The following is an 11,202-nucleotide window of genomic DNA, read 5'->3' as shown; positions in this document are numbered from 1 at the left end:
CTGCGTCGGCGTCTGCGTCGGCATCTGCGTCTGCGTCCGCGTCCGCGTCGGCGTCGGCGTCCGCGTCACTGTCACCGTCATCCTCGCCGTCGCCGGGGTGATGCCCGTCGTGGTCGACGTAGAAGTGAACGTGGATCAGGTAGTCCGGGGCATAAGGCCATGCCGAGGGCCAGCCGGTCCATTCGTCCCAGATCCAGTAGTCCTCCGCGACCTCGAGTACCCAGACCGTGCCGTAGTCGGGCACGATCGCCTGGTAACAAGCGAAGGCGGTCCAGGCGCCGATCTTCTTGCCGTACCAGCCGGATTTCTTGCAGTCGTCTTTCTGCTTGAAGTATCCGATGACGTATTCGTCGTCGATGCCCCACTGCTGCACCTCCGCCATGACGGGGGATACCGCCGTCGACGGGAATGTAACTGGTGACGCCTGAGCCGTAGCGTTACCGGGAATTGACATACCGATGAGCAAGCCGAGGGAAGCGATTTTGGCGATCGCCCGAGCGGTGCGTTTAGGGTTCCTCATGTCATACCTTTTTCGGGAATAATTGCCATGACTCGCGAAGCTCACCACGGGGCTCGGCGCAATCTACGGCTTTCCTCCGAACCTGACCGTAAGGCCGATTGCCACTGGCCTAGACGTCTGGTGTCAACCTCGCTGATCTGGGAGGTCGCCGACGTGTAGGGCTTCCAGGATCCGTGGTGAGTGGGCCGTCCGTGGTGGAGTGTTCCGAAGTCACCTACAAAAGGTATGAAACCGCTGATAAGATCTTGATCTTGGTTGGCGTGTGGCCGGCTGGATCCGTCGTGAGCTGTGTGTGGGTGGTGCGCCCGTGCTGAGCGAAGTGGCATGTCCCGCAGCATCAGGGAAAGAGGATCATGGCGGTGCCGACCTTCGTCTATGACGGTGACTGCTCGTTCTGCGCTACCTGCGTTGCGTTCGTCGAGCGCAGGATTCCCTCCCGGGCCCGGCTGGTCCCGTGGCAGTTCGCCGACCTCGAGGCCTTGGGTCTGACCGTTGAGCAGTGCGAGAAGGCGGTGCAATGGGTGGGTGACGTGACCGCGAGCGGCGCCGACGCGATCGCTCTCCTGTTGCGGGACGCCGGCCGGATGTGGCAGGTGGCGGGCGTCGCGCTGCAGTGGGGTCCGATGCGGCTCGTGGCCCGGCCGGTCTACCGGTGGGTGGCGGAACATCGCCATCTGATGCCCGGTGGTACACCCGCGTGCGCACTCCCGCAGGCTCGGTGCGAATAGCCACGTCGCCGCGTGGTGGTCTGATCGGCGAAACCCCGCCGCACGGCCGGCATATGGGGTAGAACCGAGGTGCTCGATGAGGAATTCTCAATAGTTCGTTCTTTTCGATTGAGAATGATGAATCAGTTTGCCTGGTCGGGTCATCACGTTCGGAAGCCTCGTTGCTGTCACGTCGTGCACGCGTGGGCGAACGGGAACCGATGAAAAGGAAGGCGGATCCGGGGTGCGGCAAAGGAACGGGGAGCTCGCCGAGGCGGAAGGGGAAGCCTCCGGCGGCACGGCTCCCGGCGTAGGGACTTCCGGTCATGCCACGCCGGCCGAACCGCTGCGAGCGTTACGCGCGTGCAAGGGCGCCGTCGCGGCGCTGTGTGTGGGCACGGCGCTGATTCACATGGTGCTGGTCTTTCTGTACGTGGCGCCTTCGAATCCGATATCGGAACGCTTCGAGCAGCCGATGAATGTGTGGGTCCGTCCGTTCTTCCAGCAGGGTTGGGGGCTCTTCGCGCCGAACCCGGGCGGTGTGAACACGCAGATCTTCGCGAGGACGGGCTGGGTGACCGCCTCCGGTGAACGTCAGGTGAGCGACTGGTTCGACATCAGCGCCACGGATAGAGCCGGCGTCACGCACCAGCCTTACCCCAGCCGGACGGCGCAGCGCATGTTGCGCTCCGCTTGGAGCCAATACCGGAAAACGCACGACGGCGACGACGAGCCTCGCAGCGATCAGGCGGCCGTCTGGGCGAAGTGCCTTCGCAACATCGCCGTACAACGGGTCACCCCCCTCAGTCCGCACCCCTTCCAGGCGATCCGGCTGTGGGTCGTCACGCAGCCGGTGAGGCCGTCGTCCGCGGACAAGAGGGTCGAGCCCGACCCGAAGGATCGAGGTACCAGGCTCCTGCCCTGGTGGAATGTGACGCCCGATGGCAATTGACCAGAGTCACCGCCCGGTTCGTGAGCCGGACGCGACGGAGACACCACCGCGCGGGACGGTGAAGCGGCAGTGGAGAAACCGTTCCGCCGAGGCGTATCGCCTTCTCACCGAACGACCGCTGTCCCTGTACGCCGCCGCGTTCCTGCGCATCGGGTACGGACTGCTCTTCCTGGTCCTCCTGGTGCGCGAATTCCCGTACCGCCACCAGATCTGGGGGCCGGAGGCGCCGTGGACGCCCGCCATGGCGCTCGAGACGTCCGGCCTGGCCGAGCGGTTCCGCCTTCTCACTCTCTCCGACAGCCGGCTGTATTTCGAGGCCGTCTACGTCGTGGCCTTCGTCCTGGCCGTGCTGTTCATGCTGGGCTGGCGGACCAGGGCCGTCTCCATCGTGTTCGCGATCGTGGTGGGCTCGTTCCATGCCCGCAATCTGCCGATCAGCAACGCCGGGGACAAGCTGTTGTATCTCATGGTCGTCTACCTCGCCTTCACCGCCTGCGGTCGGCGTTGGTCCCTGGACGCTCGCAGACTCAGGCGTCGCCCCGTCCGGAACCGTGGGGACGAGAGCCGGCCGGCCACCGAGGATCCTCGGAGTATCCGTGCACAGGTCCGTGTCCTCCGCCGGTTCACGGTCACGGTCCTGCACAACTGCGCCATGCTCGTCATGATGGCGCAGATGTGCATCGTCTATGGCGCCGCGGGCCTCTACAAGGTCCAGGGCGAGGCATGGAGCGACGGCACCGCCCTGGCCTACTCCCTCGATCTGCAGTCGTTCCAGGTGTGGCCCGCGTTGTCGCAGTTCGTGGACAGTCAGCCCCTCGTGATCGCCGTCGCCACCTACCTCACGGTGCTGGCGCAGGTGGCCTTCCCGTTCAGTCTGTTCAGCAAGTTGAAGTACGTCGTTCTGGCGATCCTGTGCGGCATGCATCTGGGCATCGGCGTGCTGATGGGCCTGCCGTTCTTCTCCAGCGTGATGATCCTCGCGGATGCGGTGTTCCTGCCCGACCGGTTCTTCCGGTCTCTGCCCCGCATCTGGCACCGGGTCCGGCATCCCCGCCGGCGTGGCGCCGGGGCCCCGGCGCTGAACATGTCTTGAACCGATCCGTCGCGTCCCGCAGCCGGGAGGAACGGCTGTCGCGTCACAGCAGTTCGGCGTCGTGGACGAGGAGGGCGATCTGGACCCGGTTGTTCAGGTCCAGCTTGCTCAGCAGCCGGGAGACATGGCCTTTCACCGTCGGGACGCCCATGCCGAGGCCGGCGGCGATCTCGGCGTTCGACCGGCCGTGACCGACCAGGACGGCGACCTCGCGTTCCCGGTCGGTGAGGGTGGCCAGCCGGGTCCGGGCGCGAGCCCGGCGTGCCCCGGCCTGCGGATCGGCGACGTGATCGATCAGCCGGCGGATGACCGTGGGGGAGAGGGTCGCCGCTCCCGCCGCGACCGCGCGGACCGCCTCCAGGATCTCCCGCGGCGGCGTGTCCTTGAGCAGGAAGCCGGCCGCCCCGCCGCGCAGCGCCTCCAGCACATAGTCGTCGGCGTCGAAGGTGGTCAGCACGATCACCTGCGGAGCGTTCGGCCGGCTGCGGATGCGGCGGGTCGCCATCAGCCCGTCCACCCGCGGCATCCGGATGTCCATCAGGATGATGTCCGGCCAGTGCGCCCCGGCCGCCGTCACCGCCTCCTCCCCGTCACCGGCCTCCGCGACCACCTCGATGTCCGGCGACCCGCCGACCAGGATCCGCAACCCGGCCCGCACCAGCGGATCGTCATCCACGATCACCAGCCTGATGGGCCGCTGCGGCGCCGCGCTCACGACGGCCATGGCAGCTCGGCCTCGAGGCGGAACTCGCCGTGGGCGGCGCGGTGGCTGACCCGCCCGCCCGCGAGCGCGACCCGTTCACCGATGCCGACCAGCCCCTGCCCGCCGGGGTGACCGGTGGACCGTGCTCCCCCCGTACCGCAGAAGGGGTTGATGATCGTGATGCGCAGAACCCGGCCGGCCTCGCCGGACAGCCGCACCGACGCGCCCCGCCCCGATCCGTGTTTGCGCGCGTTGGTCAGCCCCTCCTGGACGATCCGGTAGGCCGTGCGGCCGAGCTGCGGTGGTGGCTCCTCGGCGGGGATGCCGTTGACGTAGTCGACGGTCATCCCGGCGGCCCGCGCGCTGACGATCAGATCGGTCATGTCGGCCAGGCCGGGCTGCGGCGGCTCCGGCCGCCCGCTCGGGACACCGACCACCGAGCGCAGCTCCTCCAGAGCCTCGCGCGCGCTGCTGCGGATCGCGCCGGCGGCGATCGTCAGCTCCTCGGCCGAAGCGTCCGGCCGCACCTCGAGCGCGCCCGCGTGCAGCGTGATCAGCGACATCCGGTGGGCCAGCACGTCGTGCATCTCGCGGGCGATGCGGGCGCGCTCGGTGAGCCGGGCCCGGTCCTCGCGCAGGTGCTGCTCGGACTCGAGGCGGGCGGCGTGCTCGCGCAGCGAGGTCGTCAGGCGCCGGTACGCCTGCACGAACAGCCCCCACCCGAGCGCCGCCACGCTGGTCAGGGTGCGCATGACCAGGTCCATCCAGATCCCGTAGGCCGGGTCGTCGTGCAGCACGAAGTAGAGGCCGCCGGTGGCGACGTTGATCGTGCCGAGCAGGAGCAGCAGCGGTGGCCGCTGCCGGATCGCGACGGTGAACAGGGCCACGATGATCGGCCCGGTCGCGGTCACCGACACCGCGCCGAACGGCAGCAGCGCGGCGGCGACGGCGAGCGGATGGCGCCGGCGCAGCAGCAGGGCCGCGGCGCACGCCACGCCCGCCGCCAGATCGGCCTGCCACGGCAGGATCGCGCCCGGCCGGGTCGCGTCGCCGAGCACCATCATCACCGTGCCGTAGAAGAGGGCGGCGACGACGGCGACGGTGTCGGCCACCCGGTCCCGTGTCGCGGCCCGGGCGCCGCCCGGATCGGGCACCAGCAGCGCGAAGAGCATGGCCGCAAGCCTAGAAGAAACCATAGTCACCCGACACCTACCAAAGTATCGGCTCCGGCCCTGCCACGGACCGATGTGGATCACCGCCCGGACGCGGCATCGTTCCGGGGCATGACGACTTACGCCAAGATCGGCGCGTTCCTGCTCGCCGCCGGCTGGGGACTGATCGCCGCCTCCTGGACGCCCCGTGGCCCGCTGACCGGCGCGGAGGCGCTGTGGTCGGTCGCCGTCAGCGCCGGCGCCGGCTTCCTGGCCGGCTGGACGACCCGATCACGCTGGGCGATCATCGGCGCCCCTCTGACGTTCGCCGTGGTCTTCGAACTCGCTCGCGCCACCGCCACCGGCCCGTCCGTGGACGCCCCGCACCCGAGCATCATGGGCATCCTCGTCCTGGTCACCGGCCGTGGCGTGCACGCGCTGCTGTCCCTGCTGCCGATGGCGGTGGCCGCCGCCTTCGCGCACCGCCGCCCGGCGGCCCGGCGATGGCGGCGGGTCACCGGGCGGATCGCGCTCGGCCTGGCGACGGTGGTGACCGTGGCCTTCGCCGTGGCGGCCGCCGTGCCGGCCCGGACCGAGCCGATCTCCGGCGGGGTCGCCGAGCTCGCGCACGTCGGCGGCCTGGGTGTGATGATCCGGGGCGCCTCGCCGTCGCTGCCGTTGCTGCTCTACGTGCCCGGCCCACCCGGCGGTTCGGCGACCGGGACGATGCGCGGCCGGCTGGCCGCCCTGGAGCGCCGATTCGTGGTGGCCACCATGGACCGGCGCGGTGCCGAGGGCCGTGCCCCGGAACTCACCGTGGACAGCGAGACGGCCGACGTCCTGACGGTCACCGATCACCTGCGGAAACGGTTCGGCCAGGACCGGATCACGCTCGTCGGCCATTCGGGCGGGTCGATCCCGGCGGTGCTGGCCGTGCAGCGGCATCCGGAGCGGTACCGCGCCTACGTCGGCACCGGCCAGGCCGTGGACCTGCGCGCCAGTGACCGGATCTTCTACACCGACGTCCTGGCCTGGGCGCGGTCGGGCGGCCGGAGCGAGGTCGTGGCGCAGCTGGAACGGCAGGGACCGCCGCCGTGGGACGACGCCTACGACTACGAGCCTTTCCATCTCCATGCCGCGGAGGCGTACGGGGTGGCCGGCGCGCCCGTTGACATCGGCGCCGGCGAGTACACGCTGCTCGCCAAGGCGCACACGATGACCCGGATGCTCGACACCTGGGACGCCCTCTACCCGAGGATGCAGGACACCGACCTGCGCCGGGAGGTGCCGGCGCTGGCCGTCCCGGCGTACTTCGTGCAGGGCGGCCGGGAGATGCGCGGTCTGGCCGAGCCGTTCGCCGCCTGGTACGCGGCCCTGGAGTCCCCGGACAAGCGGCTGGTGACCTTCCCGGCGGCCGGCCACCACCCGATGTCCGAGGACCCGGACCGTTTCGTCAGCACCCTGACCGAGCTGCTGGCCTAGCCCTGTGTGGTGGGTCCGCCACACAGGACCTGCTTCTCAGGCGAGCGCGAGCCCCGGATCCGGGTCGGGGTCCGGGGCCGGCGCCGGGATCCGGTACTCCTCGGTCAGCGTGGTCATCGGACCCGGCCAGGTGGCCTGCGCCACCTCGATCGGCTTGCGGGTCTCGTCGAAAGCGACATGCAGCAGATGCAGGACCGGGGTGTCCGGCCGGATCTGCAGGATCTCGGCCTCCTCCCGGCTCGGCTGCCGGGCGCTGATGGTGTCGGTGGCGGACGTGTAGCGGCGGCTGAGCACCTCCTCGGCCTCCTGGTAGAGGGGCCGGCCGAAGGGCTCGTGCCGTTCCAGGGAGGTGCCGCTCGCGTCGGTCACCCGGAACCAGGACGCGCCGACCTCGACGGTGGCGTCGTCGGTGCGCACCACATGGCGCCGGACCAGCATCTCCGTGCCGTCCCGGACCCCGAACGCGTCGGCCACCTCGGGCGGCGCCGCCTCCCGGCCGACGCCGGTGAGCTGCTGGCGGTAGCGGGCGGCCAGGTCGGCGTGATAGCCGCGGTGGACTCCGTAGCGGCCGCGGGAGAGCCGGTTGAGGCGGCGGCGGGTGCCCCGGACGTACGTACCGGATCCGGGTTTGGTGATCAGGATGCCCTCGACCCGCAGCTGGTCGACGGTGCGTTGCACGGTCTGCTTCGCCACGCCGAACATCTCCGCCATGGCGGGGATGGAGGGCAGCCGCTCGCCCGGCTGCCAGTCCCCACGCCGGATACGTTCCCGCAGCTGGGCCGCGATCTGCCGATGCGGGAACTCGGCGGCGCCCGGGTTGATGCTCATGGATCGTCCCCTTCCAGCTAGGTTCCTAGGATGCGCTGCGAGACGTCGATCGGCACGCGCGACACGCCTGACGACGATGGATGAATTCGCTTATCAGCTATAAGGCAGACAGGGGCCTGGCGGGTACGGGCGATTGCGCCCCATACTGAGGTCACGTGAGGAGGGGTAGGGGTGAACAAGAGGTGGCGTCCAGCGGCAACTGGACGCCATCTCGTTTGATGAGCCACGTTCGGTGACCACTGTCCCCCCTGTCGCCGACGGTTTCGTTCGCTCCTTGGAGGCGCGGGGCCGGTGGTCATCCGGCCTGCGGTATTCTCGGCACGGCCGTGAGCTGCACGGCTGTCTGCCACGTCGCATTCGTGGTTGATTCGCGGCTTTTGAGGGTCTGGGGACTGGATGTCGGCTGCGCGCGAGGAGCTACCCGCGGTCTCGCGACGGCGGGTGCGGCTGGCCTTGCGTGCGGCGCGGGAGCGCACTGGTCACAGTCAGAGCGACGTCGCCAAGACCCTCGGCTGGTCCATGTCGAAGATCCAGCGCATCGAGCTGGGCGAGGTCAACATCTCGGCCACCGACCTGCGCGCCGCCCTGACCCTCTATCGGGTGACCGACGCCGACCGGGTCGCCGGGCTCCTGGAGGACGCCCGCATCGCCCGGCGCGAGCGGTACTGGACGGACCCCGAGCATCGCAGCCACCTGCCGCCGGGACTGGTGCAGTTGCTCCAGTTCGAACTGGCCGCGGCGACCATCCGGGAGTACCAGCCGACCATGGTTCCCGGCTACCTGCAGACCCCGGCGACGGCTGAGGCGACCCTGGCATGGTCCGGGTTCGACCTGGAGTCGGACGCCCGCCGGGTCCGGCGTGAGGTGCGCCTGCGGCGGCGCGCGCAGGTGATCGAGCGGGACGGCGCCCCGGAGTACCGGCTGCTCCTCGACGAGTCCGCGCTGTGGCGCATGATCGGCGACCAGGAGACGATGGCCGCCCAGTTCGAGGACCTGGCCGAGGTCTCCCGCCGGCCGAACGTGCGGGTCCGCGTGATCCCGATGGACGGCGGCGCGGTGATGGGCATGTTCGGCTCGTTCAGCGTGCTGCACCTCGGCGAGGGCGACGCCGAGGACGACGGCGTGGACGACGCCGTGCTCTACCGGGAGTCGTACACCCGGGATGACGTGATCGAGGACCCGGCCGAGGTCCGATTCCACCATGAGGTCTTCGAGCGTTTCTGGCACGAGGCGCTGGAAGAGGAGGCGAGCCGGGCGACGGTGCTGGCTCGGGCGTATGACTTGCGCGCGAGGATTGCCCGAAAATCCGGCTTGTAGTGATTAATGTACTTTTCGGTGAAAGGACACACCATGCGTGACACCACAACGGGGTGGCAGCGAAGCACCTTCTGCTCGACCGGCGCGTGCGTCGAGGTCGCCGTGGACGGCGCCGCCGTCGCCCTTCGCGACAGCAAGAACCCTGAGCAGGCACCGCTGGTCTTCACACTCAGCGAGTGGGACGGTTTTCAGGAGCTGGTCCTGCAGGTCGGCAGAAGCCGCTGAAGCTGCGGCGGCGGGCGCCCGAGGCGCCCGCCGCCGCACGTCACCAGGAGCCGGCGGTCGGGCCGGCCGAGCCGCCGCGGCGGCGCAGGTACTTCTCGAACTCGCTGGCGATCTCGTCACCGGTCAGCGGCTGGATCCCCGCGTCCCCGACGCGTTCCTCGAGCTCGCGCACATACTCGCCGAGCTCCGCGTCCTGTTCCGCGGCGACCCGGACACGCTTCTCCCACTCGTCGGCCTGCTCGGCCAGGTCGGCCATCGGCACCGGCAGGTCCAGCACGTCCTCGATCCGGCTGAGCAGCGACAACGTCGCCTTGGGGCAGGGCGGGTTGTTGGCGTAGTGCGGCACGTGCACCCAGAACGACAGCGCGTCCAGTTCGGCGCGGGTCGCCGCCTCCTGCAACACCCCGACGATGCCGGTCGGGCCGTCGTAGCGGGTCGGGACGACCTTGTAGCGCTCGGCGGTCTCCTTGTCACGGGCGGTGCCGCTGATCGGCAGCGGCCGGGTGTAGGGGACATCGGCCAGCAACGCCCCGAGCAGCACGATCCGGTTGACCTCGAGGCTGTGGCAGATCTCCAGCACCGACTCGCAGAAGGTGCGCCAGCGCATGCTCGGCTCGATGCCCCGGATCAGCACCACGTCCCGGTCGGCGCCGGGCGGGCTGGCCACGGTGAACCGGGTGGTCGGCCACTCGATCTTCCGGGTCTCGCCCTCGGCCATCGTGATGGTGGGGCGGCTGACCTGGAAGTCGTAGAAGTCCTCCGGATCGATGCTGGTGATCTCCCGAGCCTCCCACACCTGCTCGAGGTGTTCCACGGCCGCGGTCGAAGCGTCCGCGGCGTCGTTCCAGCCCTCGAAGGCGGCGATGGCCACGGGGGAGCGGAGCAGCGGAAGGCCGTCGAACTCAGTCATGGCACACAGCCTACGTGCGGGTGCCGGAACACACCCGGCGGCCGCGCCCGGTACCGGACGAATCGACGCCCATCGTCGTCGATAACCGCCACCAAGTCGCTTTTATCCGTGCATAATGCCCTTATGGCTGACCATGTTGACCAGGTACTCGGACCCACCGACGACACCGTCAGCTTCTTCCAGGCGCGCGGCATGTTCTACGTGACGGCGCTCTGGGTCCTGGCCGCCGCCTGGCTGCCCATGCTGCTGATCACCCTGCTCATCCGGATGGCCGGCGGCTACCGCCCGCGCCCCGCCGACATCGTGATCTTCGCCGAGTTCACACTCGTCGTGCCGGCCGTCGTCGCCGCCGTCGTCCTGCTCGTCGTCTGGCGCCGTCTCGGCTGGCTGCACACCTCCGTGCACGGCCTCGACTTCGCCGCGACCGGCCGCCGCCCGGTCCACCTGCCCTGGTCCGGCATCGCCGCGGTGGCCCTGCACGGCCGCGGCCCGTTCACCGAACTGGTGATCACCCCGATCGCCGGGGACTACGCGACAGCGCTGCCCGGGCGCGGCGGGCCCCCTCGCGTGCGCCGCCGCGGCGGCGAGACCGCCTACGTGATCGACGTCGGCCTGATGTCCCCCGGCCCCGAGGTCCTCCTCGCCGAACTGCACCGCCGCGTCCCGAGCAAGGTCTGACGGCCGGTCACGGTCAGATCTCTCCACCCCACTCTTCGGTACGCCGTGCCCCGCTCCCGCCGGATCGGCCCGTCCCGTGACCCCCGCGCGAGGTGGCTGCTCGCTCCGGGCCGCAGCGCGGCCACCGGGCCGAATGCGGCCCGAACGGCTACCCCATCCCACCCGCCCTCGACGGCCCCTCCCACCCACCGGCCGTCAACCGGCATTCCCACCGCTCCCGCTCCCGGTCCCGCTCCCGGTCCCGCTCCCGGTCCCGCTCCCGGTCCCGGTTCCGCTTCTGGTCCTGGTCCTGGTCCTGGTCCTGGTCCCGGGACTGTCTGATGGCCTCGCGGGCAAGCCGGCCACCGGGGTTACTTCTGGCTGGCTCTCACTGCTGATCCGGCTGGCCGATTGCTCGCCCGCCGGTTGTCGATCTTGTGAGGTCGTGGTGAATCGGTTCGCCCGAAACTCACTGGATCTCGCGCGCAAGGGGTGTCTCCGTCGCGGGCCGGCGGCTTTTCGTCCGCTGGGTTGGAGCTGGTGAGCGCGTGGTGGCGCGGACAGCGCATGGGCCTGCCCCGTTTTGACGGACATCCAAGATCAGGGGACCTGGAATCGACCCTGTCCGTCAAGATGGGTCAAGCCCAGCAGTCTCCA

At 69.8% G+C, this 11,202-nt stretch carries 12 protein-coding genes; 7 read left to right on the top strand and 5 right to left on the bottom strand.

Translation table 11 applies throughout. The annotated features are described in order from the left end of the window. Positions 1-382: hypothetical protein (locus Aut01nite_RS03270; protein ID WP_373871439.1), on the bottom strand; the 382-nt coding region annotated here is incomplete at its 3' end. A gap of 491 nt (positions 383-873) precedes the next feature. On the opposite strand from Aut01nite_RS03270, the gene Aut01nite_RS03265 reads away from it, so the two are divergent. The 3 genes from Aut01nite_RS03265 to Aut01nite_RS03255 all read left to right on the top strand — a co-directional run bounded on the left by Aut01nite_RS03265 (position 874) and on the right by Aut01nite_RS03255 (position 3,272). Next, complete coding sequence (locus tag Aut01nite_RS03265) at positions 874-1,248, top strand: thiol-disulfide oxidoreductase DCC family protein (protein WP_043533661.1); 375 nt, start codon at positions 874-876, stop codon at positions 1,246-1,248. A gap of 223 nt (positions 1,249-1,471) precedes the next feature. Continuing rightward, the gene (locus Aut01nite_RS03260) at positions 1,472-2,179 is read left to right on the top strand and encodes a DUF5819 family protein (RefSeq protein ID WP_152629146.1); all 708 of its coding nucleotides are present in this window, start codon (positions 1,472-1,474) and stop codon (positions 2,177-2,179) included. Beyond that, the gene (locus Aut01nite_RS03255) at positions 2,169-3,272 is read left to right on the top strand and encodes an HTTM domain-containing protein (protein WP_084000200.1); all 1,104 of its coding nucleotides are present in this window, start codon (positions 2,169-2,171) and stop codon (positions 3,270-3,272) included. Before Aut01nite_RS03260 ends, Aut01nite_RS03255 begins: the two co-directional genes overlap by 11 nt. A 43-nt stretch (positions 3,273-3,315) precedes the next feature. On the opposite strand, the gene Aut01nite_RS03250 is transcribed toward Aut01nite_RS03255, so the two are convergent. Together Aut01nite_RS03250 and Aut01nite_RS03245 are read right to left on the bottom strand one after the other, a co-directional pair. Further along, a complete protein-coding gene (locus Aut01nite_RS03250; RefSeq protein WP_043533663.1) occupies positions 3,316-3,996 on the bottom strand; it encodes a response regulator transcription factor in 681 nt (226 codons plus the stop codon). Then, positions 3,984-5,147: a sensor histidine kinase gene (locus Aut01nite_RS03245; protein WP_043533664.1), complete on the bottom strand. Its 1,164-nt coding sequence runs from the start codon at positions 5,145-5,147 to the stop codon at positions 3,984-3,986. Before Aut01nite_RS03245 ends, Aut01nite_RS03250 begins: the two co-directional genes overlap by 13 nt. A gap of 111 nt (positions 5,148-5,258) precedes the next feature. Between Aut01nite_RS03245 and Aut01nite_RS03240 the strand changes: the two genes are divergently transcribed. Then, the gene (locus Aut01nite_RS03240; RefSeq protein ID WP_043533800.1) at positions 5,259-6,608 is read left to right on the top strand and encodes an alpha/beta fold hydrolase; all 1,350 of its coding nucleotides are present in this window, start codon (positions 5,259-5,261) and stop codon (positions 6,606-6,608) included. A gap of 36 nt (positions 6,609-6,644) precedes the next feature. Here Aut01nite_RS03240 and Aut01nite_RS03235 read toward each other — a convergent pair whose 3' ends face one another. Continuing rightward, on the bottom strand, positions 6,645-7,436 hold the full coding sequence (locus Aut01nite_RS03235) for a GntR family transcriptional regulator (protein WP_043533665.1): 792 nt from the start codon (positions 7,434-7,436) through the stop codon (positions 6,645-6,647). Between the two features lie 396 nt (positions 7,437-7,832). On the opposite strand from Aut01nite_RS03235, the gene Aut01nite_RS03230 reads away from it, so the two are divergent. After that, positions 7,833-8,753: a helix-turn-helix domain-containing protein gene (locus Aut01nite_RS03230; RefSeq protein ID WP_084000202.1), complete on the top strand. Its 921-nt coding sequence runs from the start codon at positions 7,833-7,835 to the stop codon at positions 8,751-8,753. A gap of 33 nt (positions 8,754-8,786) precedes the next feature. Continuing rightward, positions 8,787-8,978 carry a DUF397 domain-containing protein gene (locus Aut01nite_RS03225; RefSeq protein ID WP_043533802.1) on the top strand — a complete coding sequence of 64 codons (192 nt, stop codon included), beginning with the start codon at positions 8,787-8,789 and terminating at the stop codon, positions 8,976-8,978. A 40-nt stretch (positions 8,979-9,018) separates the two neighbouring features. Here the strand turns inward: Aut01nite_RS03225 and Aut01nite_RS03220 are convergent, their stop codons facing one another. Next, on the bottom strand, positions 9,019-9,888 hold the full coding sequence (locus tag Aut01nite_RS03220; protein WP_043533666.1) for a PAC2 family protein: 870 nt from the start codon (positions 9,886-9,888) through the stop codon (positions 9,019-9,021). A gap of 123 nt (positions 9,889-10,011) precedes the next feature. Here Aut01nite_RS03220 and Aut01nite_RS03215 point away from each other — a divergent pair, with 123 nt between their 5' ends. Beyond that, positions 10,012-10,566, top strand: coding sequence for a hypothetical protein (locus Aut01nite_RS03215; RefSeq protein ID WP_043533667.1), 555 nt, complete (start codon positions 10,012-10,014; stop codon positions 10,564-10,566). Positions 10,567-11,202: the final 636 nt, after the last annotated feature.

This window comes from Actinoplanes utahensis, from assembly GCF_016862455.1.
GTDB classification, from domain to species: Bacteria; Actinomycetota; Actinomycetes; order Mycobacteriales; family Micromonosporaceae; genus Actinoplanes; species Actinoplanes utahensis.
The sequence above is the reverse complement of the archived record's forward strand: the minus strand, read 5'-3'. Positions and strand labels throughout refer to the sequence as shown.